The sequence below is a fragment of the Mesorhizobium sp. M0518 genome (assembly GCF_040321125.1).
Classification (GTDB): Bacteria; Pseudomonadota; Alphaproteobacteria; order Rhizobiales; family Rhizobiaceae; genus Mesorhizobium.
This window is the reverse complement of the sequence record NZ_JAMYQY010000001.1, coordinates 135,291-148,552: the sequence shown is the minus strand read 5'-3', so window position 1 is coordinate 148,552 and position 13,262 is coordinate 135,291. Positions and strand designations below refer to the sequence as shown.

The 13,262-nt window shown below is 63.6% G+C and carries 15 protein-coding genes; 2 read left to right on the top strand and 13 right to left on the bottom strand.

Annotation, left to right across the window (positions count from 1 at the left end; all coding sequences use genetic code 11):
• Window positions 1-74: 74 nt before the first annotated feature.
• The 12 genes from NKI66_RS00750 to NKI66_RS00695 all read right to left on the bottom strand — a co-directional run bounded on the left by NKI66_RS00750 (window position 75) and on the right by NKI66_RS00695 (window position 11,555).
• On the bottom strand, window positions 75-968 hold the full coding sequence (locus NKI66_RS00750) for a ribokinase (RefSeq protein ID WP_352750534.1): 894 nt from the start codon (window positions 966-968) through the stop codon (window positions 75-77).
• Window positions 965-1,840 (bottom strand): MurR/RpiR family transcriptional regulator, encoded by an 876-nt coding sequence (locus NKI66_RS00745; protein ID WP_013529211.1) that lies wholly within the window; start codon window positions 1,838-1,840, stop codon window positions 965-967. The genes NKI66_RS00750 and NKI66_RS00745 overlap by 4 nt, the downstream gene beginning before the upstream one ends.
• A complete protein-coding gene (locus NKI66_RS00740; RefSeq protein WP_128305974.1) occupies window positions 1,837-2,805 on the bottom strand; it encodes an ABC transporter permease in 969 nt (322 codons plus the stop codon). The genes NKI66_RS00745 and NKI66_RS00740 overlap by 4 nt, the downstream gene beginning before the upstream one ends.
• A 23-nt stretch (window positions 2,806-2,828) precedes the next feature.
• A complete protein-coding gene (locus NKI66_RS00735; protein WP_128305973.1) occupies window positions 2,829-4,328 on the bottom strand; it encodes a sugar ABC transporter ATP-binding protein in 1,500 nt (499 codons plus the stop codon).
• 69 nt (window positions 4,329-4,397) lie between these two features.
• Window positions 4,398-5,450: a sugar ABC transporter substrate-binding protein gene (locus tag NKI66_RS00730; protein WP_352750533.1), complete on the bottom strand. Its 1,053-nt coding sequence runs from the start codon at window positions 5,448-5,450 to the stop codon at window positions 4,398-4,400.
• 41 nt (window positions 5,451-5,491) lie between these two features.
• Window positions 5,492-6,481 carry a TIM barrel protein gene (locus tag NKI66_RS00725; protein ID WP_352442014.1) on the bottom strand — a complete coding sequence of 330 codons (990 nt, stop codon included), beginning with the start codon at window positions 6,479-6,481 and terminating at the stop codon, window positions 5,492-5,494.
• A gap of 218 nt (window positions 6,482-6,699) precedes the next feature.
• Window positions 6,700-7,905: an aminotransferase class V-fold PLP-dependent enzyme gene (locus NKI66_RS00720; RefSeq protein ID WP_128305970.1), complete on the bottom strand. Its 1,206-nt coding sequence runs from the start codon at window positions 7,903-7,905 to the stop codon at window positions 6,700-6,702.
• Window positions 7,906-7,930: 25 nt separating this feature from the next.
• The gene (locus NKI66_RS00715) at window positions 7,931-8,392 is read right to left on the bottom strand and encodes a RidA family protein (protein ID WP_128305969.1); all 462 of its coding nucleotides are present in this window, start codon (window positions 8,390-8,392) and stop codon (window positions 7,931-7,933) included.
• A 38-nt stretch (window positions 8,393-8,430) separates the two neighbouring features.
• Window positions 8,431-9,225 carry an amino acid ABC transporter ATP-binding protein gene (locus tag NKI66_RS00710; RefSeq protein ID WP_128305968.1) on the bottom strand — a complete coding sequence of 265 codons (795 nt, stop codon included), beginning with the start codon at window positions 9,223-9,225 and terminating at the stop codon, window positions 8,431-8,433.
• A gap of 2 nt (window positions 9,226-9,227) precedes the next feature.
• Window positions 9,228-9,878, bottom strand: a complete 651-nt coding sequence (locus NKI66_RS00705; protein ID WP_023810936.1) for an amino acid ABC transporter permease — start codon at window positions 9,876-9,878, stop codon at window positions 9,228-9,230.
• A 1-nt stretch (window position 9,879) separates the two neighbouring features.
• Entirely contained in the window at window positions 9,880-10,545 is a 666-nt protein-coding gene (locus tag NKI66_RS00700) for an amino acid ABC transporter permease (RefSeq protein WP_023810937.1), read from the bottom strand.
• A gap of 125 nt (window positions 10,546-10,670) precedes the next feature.
• A complete protein-coding gene (locus tag NKI66_RS00695; protein WP_502900911.1) occupies window positions 10,671-11,555 on the bottom strand; it encodes a transporter substrate-binding protein in 885 nt (294 codons plus the stop codon).
• Between the two features lie 169 nt (window positions 11,556-11,724).
• Between NKI66_RS00695 and NKI66_RS00690 the strand changes: the two genes are divergently transcribed.
• Complete coding sequence (locus tag NKI66_RS00690) at window positions 11,725-12,513, top strand: IclR family transcriptional regulator (RefSeq protein WP_352442017.1); 789 nt, start codon at window positions 11,725-11,727, stop codon at window positions 12,511-12,513.
• Window positions 12,514-12,536: 23 nt separating this feature from the next.
• On the opposite strand, the gene NKI66_RS00685 is transcribed toward NKI66_RS00690, so the two are convergent.
• Window positions 12,537-12,740: a YdcH family protein gene (locus NKI66_RS00685; protein ID WP_013529216.1), complete on the bottom strand. Its 204-nt coding sequence runs from the start codon at window positions 12,738-12,740 to the stop codon at window positions 12,537-12,539.
• A 239-nt stretch (window positions 12,741-12,979) separates the two neighbouring features.
• Between NKI66_RS00685 and NKI66_RS00680 the strand changes: the two genes are divergently transcribed.
• Window positions 12,980-13,159 (top strand): YdcH family protein, encoded by a 180-nt coding sequence (locus tag NKI66_RS00680; RefSeq protein ID WP_013529217.1) that lies wholly within the window; start codon window positions 12,980-12,982, stop codon window positions 13,157-13,159.
• Window positions 13,160-13,262 lie beyond the last annotated feature (103 nt).

The window sequence follows — 13,262 nt, the reverse complement described above, 5'->3', positions numbered from 1 at the left end:
GCCTTAGCGGAATTCGCGCGAGGCCGCAAGGATAGGCGGCGGCCGCGGCTCTTTGGCAAAGTTGAATCAGGCCATCAGATGCCGTTGCGCTCGGCCTCCGGCGTAGAGACAAGCAAGGCCGAAGCCGCGTTGGCGGCGGTGATGGCCGCCCGCATGGTCTGCCCACGGGCAAGTCCCGCGGCCAGCGCGCCAACGAATTCATCGCCGGCGCCATGCGTGCTGGCGACCTTGACCGGGACGGCCAGCAGCGCAAAGGCCTCGCCGGTCTGGTCGCAGCAGGCGACGCCCTCGCCGCCCGCCGTGACAATCGCCAACGGATAGAGATCGGCCAATAGCCGCGCGGCTTGCGCGGCCCCGTCGAGTGTCTCGACCACCGCCACGCCGGCCAGGAATTCCGCCTCGATCGCGTTGACCACCAATATGTCGACCAGGGCGATCAACTCCTCGGAGAGTTTGCGCGCGGGGGCCGCGTTGAGCACGACGCGGCCGCACCGTGCCTTGACTGCGCGTGCAGCGGCAATGTTGGCGGCTTCCGGCACTTCGTTCTGCAGCAGGAGCACCGCCGTCTGTCCCACCACATCGGAAGCAGAGGCAATGTCGGCATGGCCCAGTGTCAGATTGCTGCCCGAGACGATCACCGCGCCATAGTCGCCGCCTGCGTCGAAGATCGCCACGCTCATGCCGGAGCCGGCACCAGCGGCCACCCGCACGAAGCGGCGGTCGACCTTGGCGCGATCGAGATTGGCCAGCAACGCCCGCCCGAAGTCATCGCCGCCGACGGCGCCGATCATCGCCGCGCGCACACCGGCCCGCGCCGCCGAGACAGCCTGGTTGCCGCCCTTGCCGCCGCATTTCGGGTGCCAGGCATGGCCGGTCACCGTCTCGCCCTTGCGTGGGCGGTCGGGCGCGTCGACCATGATGTCGTAGTGCAAGCTGCCGAACACGGTGACCAGCGGCGATGTCGTCATGAGCCCCGGTCTTTTCGTTTCGATGTCACCGCCGACATGGTGCGGCCGAGGTTGCGCTCCGCCGCCTGATAATCGCGCTGCGCCACCGCCACGAACAGCGCGTCGAGGATGTTGAGCTGGGCGATGCGCGCCGCTGCGTTCTCGCCCATCAGCGGCGACCCTTGCGCGGTCGAGCAAAGCACGATGTCGGCGACCGCAGCCAGCGGCGAGTTGTCGTAGTTGGTGATGGCCAGCGTGCGGGCACCGTTCTTGCGGGCCAGCTGGATGGCGTCGATGACGGCCGACGTGTTGCCCGAATGCGAGAAGCCGACGGCGATGTCGTCGCCGCCGAGCAGCGAGGCCGACATCAGCATCATATGCGAATCGTCATAGACCGATGCGCGGATGCCGATGCGCAGAAACTTGTGCGAGACATCGCGGGCGATCTGCGCCGAGCCGCCGACGCCATAGAAATCCCGGTTCTTGGCACGGAAGAGCAGCTCGGCGGCGCGGTCGAAATCCTCGATGTCGAGGATTGCCAGCGTTTCCTCCAGCGCCTGGATGGAGGTGCGGAACACCTTCTGCACGATCTCGGCCGAACTGTCGTCGGACGACAGTTCCTGGTGCATCTCGGCGGTCGGCAGGCGACTGTATTCATAGACGGCGGTGCGGAAGTCGCGATAGCCGGAAAAGCCGAGCTTCTTGGCGATCTTGACCACCATCGCCTCGGACACGCCGGACTCTTCGGCGATCTGCTTCAGCGGAATGCTCTCATCGAAGCCGCGCCGGCCGAAGACGGTTTCCACCACCTTCGCCTCCAACGGGGTGAGATGCGGCATCATCATGCGGATGCGCGGTCCTACCGCTTTCAGGTCCAGCCCGCTCAAGGTCATCCACGCCCCCTCGTCACGCGATCGATAAGCATCGCGGCGAGGATTATAAGACCAGTTGCCAGAAGCTGATAGAAGGACTGGACGTTCATCAGCGTCAAACCGTTGCGCATGGCGCCGAGGATGATAGCGCCCAGGATGGTGCCGACGATGCTGCCCTTGCCGCCCATCAGCGAGGCGCCGCCGATGGCGGCAGCCGCGATGGCGTCGAGTTCCCAGAGATTGCCGAGGATGGGCTCGGCGGCGCCGAGCCGGCCGATCAGGATCTGCGCGGCAAGCGCCGCCAGCAGGCCCGAGATCATGTAGGCGGCGATCTTGGTGCGGGCAATCGGCACGCCGGCGATGTAGGCCGCCTCCTCGTTGCCGCCGACGGCAAGCAGATATTCGCCGAAGGGCGTCTTCTTCAAAACGACCCAGGCGACGACAGCCACGCAGGCGACGATGACGACCGCCAGAGGCAGTCCAAACAGCGATCCGTTGAAGATGGCGCGGAACCCCGCGGGCAGGCCCAGAACCGGATTGCCGCCGGTGTAGATCAGTGCCAGCGCCCGGTAGGTGCTGAGCGTCCCCAATGTGACGATGAAGGGCTGCAGCCCGACATAGGCGACGAGCACGCCGTTGACGAGGCCGCAGGCAAGGCCAATGGCGAAGCCGGCGGCGATGGCCAGCGGAAACGGCACGCCGGCGACCATCATAGAGGCCGAGATGACGGCCGAGAGTGCCGCCGTCGGCCCGACCGACAGGTCGATGCCACCGGAGATGATGACCAGCGTCATGCCCAGCGCCAGACAGGCATTGATGCTCGACTGCTGCAGGATGTTGATCAGGTTGCGCTCGGCGAAGAAGCCAGGCACCAGCGCGCCGAATACTGCCAGGATCACGACAAGGCCGATTAGCGTGCCGGCGTCGCGCATGGAAACGCCGCGCAGGAATTCGGCGCGTGGCCGCACCAGAGTGGTATCCGACATATCCGTCACCTCTGCCTTGCCTGTTACGCGGCCGGCGTTTGCGTTTGCGGGATGGCGTGCGCCGCGATCGCCTGTTCGCTGATATCGTCTCTGTGGAGTTCGGCCGCGATCGTGCCGTCGCGCATGACCAGCACGCGGTCGGCAAGCCGGATCACTTCGGGGAGCTCGGAGGAGACGACGATCACGGCATGGCCCTCGGCGGCGAGTTCCTCGATCAGATGATAGATCTCCGCCTTGGCGCCGACATCGATGCCGCGCGTCGGTTCGTCGAACAAGAGGATGCGGGTTCCCGCCGCCAGCCAGCGGCTGATGATCGCCTTCTGCTGGTTGCCGCCGCTGAACAGGCGAATCGGCCGGTCGAGCAGAAACGGCCGCAGGTTGACACGGCTCATCTTCTCGACGGCCACGTGTTTCAACCTGGCGTGATCGATGAGACCGCGCGGCGCGAACACGGCCATCGAGGCGAGCGCCATATTGCAGGTGATCGAGCGCAGCGGCACGATGCCTTCGCGTTTGCGCTCCTCCGGCACCAGTCCGACGCCGGCGGCAATCGCATCGCGCGGGCTGGCGAAGCGCGCCGCCTTGCCGTCGATTGCAATCGTCCCGGCCGTGGCGCGATCGGCGCCGGCCAAGAGCCGCAAAAGTTCAGTGCGGCCGGAACCGACCAGGCCGGCAATGCCCAGCACCTCGCCGCAATGCAGATTGAACGACACGTTGCGCACCTTCGTCGCCGAAGAGAGGCCACGCGCGCTCAGCATGACCTTGTTCGTGGCATGGGAATTATGGTGTTCCTGCGCCAGTTCGCGGCCGACCATCATCGCCACGACCGCTTTCTCCGACAGGTCTTTCAGATCGACGGAATCGACGACGACGCCATCGCGCATGATGGTGGCGCGCCGGCAGATGCCGAACACCTCATCCAGCTTGTGCGAGACATAGACGACGGCGACGCCATCGCGCGCCAAACCTGTAATGACTTCGGCGAGCCGTTCGAATTCGCTCGGCGTCAGGCTCGATGTCGGCTCGTCCATGGCGACGATGCGGGCGCGATCGAGCAGCGCGCGAGCGATCTCGACGATCTGCCGCTGCGCCACCTTCAGGGTACCAAGGGGTGCCGCCGGATCGATGGAGGGATCAATGGCCGCAAGAGCATCCGCAGCACGGCGCTCTTGCTCGCGCCGGGCGACGAAGATACCGCCGCGCGTCAGCGGATGGCCGAGGAACATGTTCTGGGCGACGCTGAGGCGCGGTACCTGCTGCAATTCCTGATGGATCATGGCGACGCCCGCAGCGCGTGCGGCGACCGGGTTGGCGAGTGTAACCGGCTTGCCGTCGATGAGGATGCTTCCCGCTGTCGGCCTGTAGACCCCAGACAGGACGCGCAGCAGCGTCGACTTGCCGGCGCCGTTTTCGCCGAGCAGGCCGTGGATTTCACCGGCCCCGACCGAGAGTGACACCTCGTGGAGCGCCCGTACGGCCGGAAACAGCTTGGAAATGCCCTTGAATTGCAGCCGGGGTGACATCGGGTTCTATCTCCGGGCAAGAGTGCCGGCCGGCAGCGAATTGCTCTGGCCGGCACCCGCCGATTAGCCTTATTGGCCCGCTGCCGCGTCCTCGAGCAGGGCCTTGCGCGCGCCGGTGCCGGAATAGCGGTCGGCATTGTCCTTGGTGATCAGCGCCTGCGGCGTGGCGACAACGCGCGGCAGCTTCTGTCCCGCGACGAGACGCAGAGCTGTTTCCAACGCCACTTCGCCGGTCAGCACCGGGAAGCTGTCGACCGTGCCGGTCAGTTCGCCGGCCCGTATGGAGGCGTAGGCATCGGAAATGCCGTCGGTGCCGAAGACCGCAACCTTGTCCTGCAGGCCGGCGGCCTTGACAGCCTCGACGATGCCGAGCGCCATGCCGTCATTGTTGGCATAGAAGCCGATCAGGTCGGGGTGCTGCTGCAGGATGTTGGTGGCCGCGTCATAGGAGGTTTGGCGGTCCCAGTTGCCGGGAACGCTGGCGACAACCTCGAATTTGCCCCCCTCGGTGATGGTCGACTTGAAGCCGTCGGTGCGCTGCACGGCGGCATAGACGCCAGCCTGACCTTCGACGATGGCGACCTTGCCGCCATTCGGACGGTTCTTGATGAACCATTTGGCGACGCGCACACCATTGTCGCGTTGGACATTGCCGACATAATGCTCGGCCTGCGGGATAACGGCGTCATTGACGTTGACCACCGGCACGTTGGCGGCCTTGGCCTGCTCCATGATCGGCTGCAGATTGGCATCCGTCTGCGGCGAGACGAGCAGCACGTTGTAGCCCTGCGTCACCAAGCCTTCGGCGATGGTGAGCTGGCCGAGCTGGTCGCCCTCGCTCTGCGCTGCCTGATAGACGACGGGAACGCCGACCTTGGCGCCGAATGCCGTGTAGCCCTCGCCCAGCGAGCGCCAGTATTCATTGGTCAGCGTCTTGGAGACCGCGCCTGCCTTGGTGCCTTCGGGCAGCTTGGGGAACGCGCCGAATTTAGCCTCGACCTGCGACCAGTCGATGCGGTCCTTTTCCGTGTCGGAATTGAGCGGCGCGAGGTCGGCGGCAAAGGCAGAGCCGATCGAGAGCGCCATCAGTGCGGCGGTAGCGGTGGCAAGCAGAAGTTTCATTGTATTCCTCCCTGGTTGAAAACGGTGATGGCGCGGATGCCTCAGCTATCCGGCCCGAGCATGATTTCCTGGATGATGGCCTGCGACGTCACCGCGTCCTGGCTGTCCATGGCGGCGGACAGGCGATTGTCCTGCTCCAGCCGGTCGACGACGCGCAGCATGCGCTTGACGGTGGCGATGTTGACTTCGCACTCGCGCACCGGATCGAGCCCGGTCATATCGGGGAACGTGTCGAAATAGATGGCGCCGGCGTAACCGTCGCGGCGAATCTGCCTGAGCAGCTCGATGGTCTGCAGCGTGTGCACCGCGCCGACCATCAGGCCGTCGTCGCGCTTGGCGTAGCCGTCGTTCAGGTGCACGCCGAGCAGCTTGCTGTGACGCGCCACCAGGGCCGCGGCAAAGGCCGGCTGTTCGTCGGCGTAGAGCACATGAGCGAAATCGAGCGTGACGCCGAGATTGGGCAGGCCCACATCGCGGATCGCCAGCAAGGTCGTCGCCGCATCCGGCATCAGGCTGTAAGAGCGTGGTTCGTTCGGTTTGTATTCAAGGCTGATCTGACAGTCGGGATCATGTGTCGCAACTTCACGAATCCCATCAATTTCGTGTTGCCAAAGCGTTGAATAGTCGGCCTGGAAGGCGTAGTCGAAGCCATCTTGGCCGAGCCACAGCGTCATCAGGCTGGCGCCGGCCTCACGCACGGCATCGATGCCGGCCTTGGTCAGGTCGATGGCCTCGCGGCGCACCGCCGGATCCGGATTGGTGAAGGCGCCGAGCTTGAAGGCGGGGTTGGAGTAGTAGCGCATGGCAAAGCCATTGATGGAAAGCCCGAGATCGCCCAGTTTCAGGGTGATTTCCGTGGGCTTTTCACCGACGTGGTCAGGAAAGTTGAGGTCGAGATCGGTAAGCCCCTCGACCTTGGCGGCGCGCGCCGCCATCTGCAGCAGCGACGGCTTGCCGGTAAGATCGGGCCACTCGGCCTGCGGTCGCGAGGCAAAGGAATTCAGGCGCGTGGCGAAACGGTTGGCTGTCATGAGCGATCCTTCATCGTCATAACTTTACATAAATATAGATATTTGTAAAGTTATTGTTGAAAAGTTGTGAAGCAGCCGCCAAGCTGGAACCGCCAAGGCGCGCAGAGGGAGCCGGCAGTTTCCTGGCCGGTGCCCTGGAGAGCCCGTCAGGGCAGGAGGCGCATGATGGCGCGTGCCGGTTACGGCCGACGCATTTCAGGTAGCGATTCGCCGGGTGTTCAATCTGGCCAGCGTAAGACGCCGGACGAATCCTTGCGGGCGACTTTCATCGCATCGGCCGGGCGGTCCTTGGCGGTCAATATGGCGCGCAGCCGTTCGGCGACGATCTCGGCCTCGCCGGGATGAAGATTGCAGGGGTCGAGGAAGAAATGGCCGCGCTCCACCTCGTGGTTGCGCACGATAATCGGCGGCGAGCCCGTCGCCAATGCCGAGGTGAGACCGGCCGCCGTGAACCGGCTTTCGGGCAGTACAAAAATCTGAAGCCGATCCAGAGGGTTGGCGGTCGGATCCGGGATGATCTGCGCGATGACGCCCGGCAGCCCGTGCAACGTGTCCTTCCACAGGTTGAGCGCGGCGTCTTCGCGGCGGCGGATGCCGGCATGGTCGCGCTTTTCCCAGGCTTCCAGTGCGGCCATGGTGCCGGCGATGCTTTCCTTGCCGACCTTCATGGCGCGGGCGACGCCGCGGTTCTGCAGATAAGCGGCGCGAACCAGATCCTTGCGGCCGGTGACGATGCCGCTGGTCGGCCCGCTCAGGAATTTGTGGCCGCTGTAGATGACAATGTCGGCGCCGCGCGCCAGGAAGTCGCGCAGATCATACTCTGAAGCCGCATCCACGATCACCGGGACACCCCTGGCGTGGCAGATCTCGCAGAATTCCTCCAGCGACAGCATGCCATACTGCACGGTGTGGTGCGCAACGACATAGAGGCCCGCCGCCGTGCGGTCGTTGATCGCGTCGCGCACATGATAGTCCTGCGTCACGCTGACCGTGCCGGCCGGCACGACCCTGGCGCCCGCCAGCCGGACCGACTGGTCGATCGGCGCACCATAGTTGACGATGTGGCCGAGCTGGACGATGACCTCCGACTTGAGACCTTCCGTGTTATCAGGCAGCCGCTCGATGGCGAGCAGATTGGTCCCCGTCATCGCACCGGCGATCGCCATGGTGATGCCGCTGGCGCAGCAGGCAGTGATGAAACCGGTTTCGCCGCCGGTCAGGCGCGCGACGATCGTGCTTGCGGCGCGTTGCAGGTCATCCATTTCCACCCATTGCGAGGCCATTTCCGCCATGGCGCTGATCGCTTCGGGGACAATGATCGACGCGCCGAGCGCGGTCATCGTGCCGGAGACATTGATGATCGGGCGAAGGCCGAGCCGTTCGCGGATGGTGGTGTTGGAGCCGTCGGTGGAAGTGGTTTTCATCTCTCGGATTCCATTCTTCTAAAGGTCAGGCGGCGATCTCGACAACCGCCTCGATTTCAACGGTGATGTTTCCAGGCAAGGAGCCGACGCCGATCGCCGAGCGGGCATGGCCGCCGATATTGTCGAACACATCGGCAAACAGGTCGGAACAGCCATTGACCACTTTCGGGTGGTCGCTGAAGGTCGGTATGGCGTTGACGAAGCCGAGCAGCTTGACGACGCGCACGATCCGGCCAAGGTCGCCGGTGGCTGCGTGCATGACGGCAAGCAGATTGAGGCCGGTGAGGCGGGCATGGCCATAAGCCTGCTCGACGGTGACATCGTCTCCTACCTTGCCGGTGAACAGTTTGCCATCGGTGCGCAGCGGTCCCTGGCCGGACAGGAAGATCAGCCGGCCGCTTTCGGCATGGGTGACGAAGTTGGCGATCGGGGTCGGCGGCTCGGGCAGCGTCAGGCCCAACGCGGCGAGCCGGATATAAGGCGTCATGAAAGAAGGCTCCTTACGACAGCGTTCGCTGTCCCGTTCTAGAAATGCGAGGCGCGGAAGCGTGCCAGGAAGGTGCGCAGGCGCTCATTGTCGGTGTCGGCTGCCAGGATTTCGGCGGGTGGACCCGCCGCGCTGACGCCGCCATCGGCCATGAAGATGATGCGGCTCGAGGCATCTCGGGCAAAGGCCATTTCGTGCGTGACCATCACCATCGTCATGCCGTCCTCGGCCAGGCTGCGCACGACCTCAAGCACCTCGCCGACCAGTTCCGGGTCGAGCGCGGATGTTATCTCGTCGAGAAGCAGGATCTTCGGCCCCATGGCCACGGCGCGGGCAATGCCGACGCGCTGCTGCTGGCCGCCGGACAGTTCGGCGGGCAGGCTGTCGGCCTTGTGGGCTAGACCGACCCGGCCGAGCCAGTGTTCGGCGATGGTGCGCGCTTCGGCGTTGCTCTTGCCGCGCACCTTGGTGAGGCCAAGCATGATGTTGCCGGCGGCTGTCAGGTGCGGAAAGAGGTTGAAGCTCTGGAACACCATGCCGGTCTCGGCGCGCATCGCGGCGAGATCGCGTTCGCTGCGACGCTGGCGGGTTCCGGCTTCGCGAAAGCCGACCTCCTTGTCGTCGATGCGAATCGAACCGCTGTCATAGCTTTCGAGAAAGTTGACGCAACGCAGCAGCGTGGTTTTGCCGCTGCCGGAGGGGCCGATGACCGTCACCACCTCCCCCTTCGCCACCTGCAGGCTGACCGAACGCAGGACCTGGACGGTCCCAAAGGCTTTGGAAACGTCCAGGACGTCGAGAAGGGCCGGGGTGTTTTTCGGACTTGTGGACATTGCTATTCCCGGATGAAGGAGAAACGCCGCTCGAGCCGCCGGCTGGCGAGCGAAAGGGCATAGTTGACCGCGAAGTAGATGAGCGCGCCGAGAATATAGAGCGGCATGGCCTCGTAGGTGCGGCCGATGACCTGGTTGATGGCCTGCATCAGGTCGGTGATGCCGAGCAGCGATACCAGCGCGCTGCCCTTGACCGCATCGGTGACGCCGTTGATCCAGGGCGGCAGGAAGCGCCTGAACGCCTGTGGGAAAATGACGTAGGCGAGCCGCTGGCGAAAGGTGAGTCCGATCGCCATCGCCGCCTCGGACTGCCCTTTCGGAATGGAGCCGACAGCACCTCTGAAATATTCGACGACCTGGGCTGTCTTGAACAGGGTCAGCGCCAGCACGGCGGCCCAGAACGACGGCAGATGAAGCCCGACGGCCGGCAGTCCGTAATAGACAAAGAAGATGAGCACCAGGATCGGGATGCCGCGGATGGTGTCGCTGAAGATGCGCACGGCCCATTGCAACGGCACCGGGCCATAGACCAGACCGACGCCCATGATCACGCCGGCAATCAGCGAAAACACCACGACCAGCAGGGATACCCACAGTGTCAGCGCAAAGCCCTGGGCGAGGAAAGGCAAGGCATAGGCGATCTGGGTCAGCATGTCAGCGCGCCGCCCTGAACCGGCGCTCGACAAGCCGAAGCGCAAAAAGCAAGATGTAGCCGGTCACCAGATACATCGCCGTGACCACGAGATAGACCTCGACGATGCGGAAGGTGTTGAAGTTGATCCACTGGGCGCCATAGGTCAGCTCCGGCACCGAAATGACCGAGGCGACGGAGGTGTCCTTGAACAGCGATATGAAGGTGTTGGACAATGCCGGCAAGGTGATGCGCAGCATGGTCGGCAGGCGCACGTTGAGCAGCCTTTGCCAGGGCGTCAGGCCGATTGCCTTGCCGGCGTCCAGCTGTCCGCGCGGAACGGCTTCGAGCCCGGAGCGAAACACCTCGACCAGATAGGCGCCGCTATAGAGCGACAGCGTGACGACGAACGAGGTCGGCGCGCTGTAGGCGATGTCGACCACTGTCGGCAGGCCGTAGAAGACGAGGTAGACGAGCAGGATCAGCGGCACGTTGCGGATGAATTCGACGTAGGCGGCGATGATGGTGCGCACGATGCGTCCGGCAGACACGTACCAGACCGCCAGAACCAGGCCGATGACGGTGCCGATGGCGATCGATATGACGGCGAGCTCGAGACTGAGCAGCAGTCCTCCCCACAGCTTGTCGAAGTGCCGCCAGATCAGGTTGAAATTAAGGGCATAGCCCATGCGTCCGCCTCAGTGCCGCAGGCTTAGAGCAGTTCACCGTTTCACGGAAACGGCGACCCGCTCTAACTCTTTGTTTTGACGCAATTCCGGGCGGAAAACCGTTTCACACTTTTCCTGGAATTGCTCTAGGGAGGCGGGAGGGGGCGGGTTACGCCCTTCCGCCCCGCAGGGGAGATGGCGGGGGAGCCGGGATGGCGCGCCGGCGGCTCCTGTCCGAAAAAGTCCTTGAAGGCGGCATCGTAGAGTGCGTTTTCGTGGCCGAACATGGCGATGGTGAAGGTCGAGTTGACGAAGGTCAGCCAGTCAAGGTCGCCTTGCCGGAGTGCCGCGCCATAAAGCATGCTCAGCCAGCTCTTGCCGGCGTCGAAATATCTGTCCGGATTGCGCGAGGCGAGCCAGCGCACCGTGGACAGATCGACGGCAGCGGCGTCGACGCGTTTCGATTCCAGTGCCTGCAGCACGTTGGCCTGGGTATCGATCTGCATAACCTGGCACTCGGGCAGCACCGAATGCACCTGCGCCTCGGCATCGACATTCTGCAGGATGGAGACGCGTGTCGCCGAGCCGCCGGCAAGCAGCTTGTCGAAGGTCTTGTTCTCGGCGGTCGGAAGGCTCAGCAGGGCGACGCCCTCGACGTAGTAAGGCCGGGAAAAATTGACCAGCTGCGAGCGCTGGGCGCTCATCGTCATGAACTGAATGGTGATGTCGACCTTGTTGGTGGTGACGTTGGGGATGCGCTGTGCCGGATCCTGCATCACGAACTCGACCTTGGTCGGATCGTCGAAAAGGCCCTTGGCAAGAATGCGCCCCATGGTGATGTCCATGCCGACGAGTTCGCCGGCATCGTTCTCGAAGTGCCACGGCGCATTGGTGCTGCCGGTGCCGACGATCAGCTTGCCGCGATCGAGCACGGTGCGCAGCAGGCTGTCGGGTGCTGCCTGGGCAGCGGCCTTTTGGGCATCGACGGTTACCGCCGCACCCACGACGCCGGCCGCGGCCAGTCCCGCCATTCCCAATTTCAGAAAATCACGTCTTCCGGATGTGTCGTTCACGGCGACCTCCTTTCGTTTGTGTTCCCCTTGCACAGGCAATACACGCGTCAGTGACGTCGAAGCGATTGTCTCTTACAAGAGACGCATGTATCCTGTACAGGACAGATACTAACACCGGGAATCAACAATGCAAGATGGCAATACCTCGGCACTTTCAGCCGGCGAGAAGATTTCGGGCTCCCGTGAAAAGGGGCTCAACCGGGTGCTCGAGATTCTGGAGTTTCTTCACACGACCCAGCGCGCGATCGGCATTGGCGACCTTGCCAAGGGCGTGAACGCGCCCCGCTCGACGACCTATACGCTGGTGCGGTCGCTGGTCGATGCGGGACTGCTGGAAATGGAAGGCGACGGCAATCGCGTCTATTTCGGCAAGAAGCTCTATCTCTACGGAATGGACTATGTGCGGGGCAACGACCTGTTGAGGCGGGGGCGCCAGGAGGTCGACAATCTGTCGCGCGAGACCGGCGAGACTTCCGAACTGTGCATGCTGCAGAGCGGCCGCTATACGATCGTCCATGCGAGTCCCGGCACCAGACCGTTCCGCATCAGTTCCGCCACCGGCTTGCAGATACCGCTGCCCTGGACAGCCTCGGGGCGGCTGCTTCTGGCGGGGCTGGAGAAGGCTGAGATCGAAGACATGGTGTCAAACGACGATCTCGTGCTGCCCGACGGGCGCAAACTGCGGCTTGACGATTTCGTCGCCGACATCGCAAAAGCGCAGGTCACCGGCCATTGCGTCACTTCGGGCCTTGTCGATGCCTATACGAAGTGCCTTGCCGCACCGGTGTTTTCAGCGCCGGGCAAGGTCGAGGCGACGATGTGCCTGGTGGTCCCCATCGATACGTCCGAGGAGCGGACCGGCGAACTCATCGGCCTGCTGCGTGATCGTGCCGCAAAGCTTTCGATCGCCGGGTAGCGCGCGGGCGAGCGAATGCCAACTCACGCAATGATGTCGGGAATGATCTTGTCTTCCAGTGCCATCAGCCGATCCTTGAGGAACAGCTTCTTCTTCTTCATGCGCTGGATCTGCAGCGGATCGCAGGCCATGGCGATCATCGCGTTGATGGCGGCATCGAAATCGGCGTGTTCCTGCTTCAGGCGGGAAAATTCGAGGCGAATATCGGCCTGTTCCTGATCGGACATTCTCTACCGTCTGCACGTCTGCGGCGCCCAAAGCTGGGCCTGATTGGGCGGGGCCGGGTGTTTTGTCACCGGCGTGCAGCCCATATCACATTTCACAGTGTCGTGGAATGCTACCACGGATCATTCGACATCGCCCGCGGAAGGTGACACACTGTCACCGTGCCGTCACAGAAGCGAACCTGCGGTGGACGCGCCGTGACGGTTGCAATCGAGGAAAACCATGAAAGGGAGAACCAATCATGTCTCTTGCATCCCATCTTGATGAGTTGCAGCGGAAACACGGCGACATCGAACGTGAAATCGATGACGCGATGAATCATCCATCGGTCGACGACCTCGAAATCGTGAATCTCAAGCGACGCAAGCTGGCACTCAAGGACGAGATTGAAAAACTAAGAGGCAAACCGACCACGCATTGATACCCTCCTGACATAGCCGCCCAATATCCGCGGCCTCTTTTCCCGGCGGCACCACGCCGCCGGTGTGGAGGGTTTTGATTTCCAGCACCGGTCTGTCAGCCGA

Coding starts and splice junctions, on each gene's coding strand:
- NKI66_RS00745 (WP_013529211.1), bottom strand. CDS start 1,840: ATGACCTTGAGCGGGCTGGACCTGAAAGCGGTAGGACCGCGCATCCGC.
- NKI66_RS00710 (WP_128305968.1), bottom strand. CDS start 9,225: ATGTCCACAAGTCCGAAAAACACCCCGGCCCTTCTCGACGTCCTGGAC.
- NKI66_RS00705 (WP_023810936.1), bottom strand. CDS start 9,878: ATGCTGACCCAGATCGCCTATGCCTTGCCTTTCCTCGCCCAGGGCTTT.
- NKI66_RS00700 (WP_023810937.1), bottom strand. CDS start 10,545: ATGGGCTATGCCCTTAATTTCAACCTGATCTGGCGGCACTTCGACAAG.
- NKI66_RS00740 (WP_128305974.1), bottom strand. CDS start 2,805: ATGTCGGATACCACTCTGGTGCGGCCACGCGCCGAATTCCTGCGCGGC.
- NKI66_RS00730 (WP_352750533.1), bottom strand. CDS start 5,450: ATGAAACTTCTGCTTGCCACCGCTACCGCCGCACTGATGGCGCTCTCG.
- NKI66_RS00695 (WP_502900911.1), bottom strand. CDS start 11,555: ATGGCGGGACTGGCCGCGGCCGGCGTCGTGGGTGCGGCGGTAACCGTC.
- NKI66_RS00720 (WP_128305970.1), bottom strand. CDS start 7,905: ATGAAAACCACTTCCACCGACGGCTCCAACACCACCATCCGCGAACGG.
- NKI66_RS00680 (WP_013529217.1), top strand. CDS start 12,980: ATGTCTCTTGCATCCCATCTTGATGAGTTGCAGCGGAAACACGGCGAC.
- NKI66_RS00725 (WP_352442014.1), bottom strand. CDS start 6,481: ATGACAGCCAACCGTTTCGCCACGCGCCTGAATTCCTTTGCCTCGCGA.
- NKI66_RS00690 (WP_352442017.1), top strand. CDS start 11,725: ATGCAAGATGGCAATACCTCGGCACTTTCAGCCGGCGAGAAGATTTCG.
- NKI66_RS00750 (WP_352750534.1), bottom strand. CDS start 968: ATGACGACATCGCCGCTGGTCACCGTGTTCGGCAGCTTGCACTACGAC.
- NKI66_RS00735 (WP_128305973.1), bottom strand. CDS start 4,328: ATGTCACCCCGGCTGCAATTCAAGGGCATTTCCAAGCTGTTTCCGGCC.
- NKI66_RS00715 (WP_128305969.1), bottom strand. CDS start 8,392: ATGACGCCTTATATCCGGCTCGCCGCGTTGGGCCTGACGCTGCCCGAG.
- NKI66_RS00685 (WP_013529216.1), bottom strand. CDS start 12,740: ATGTCCGATCAGGAACAGGCCGATATTCGCCTCGAATTTTCCCGCCTG.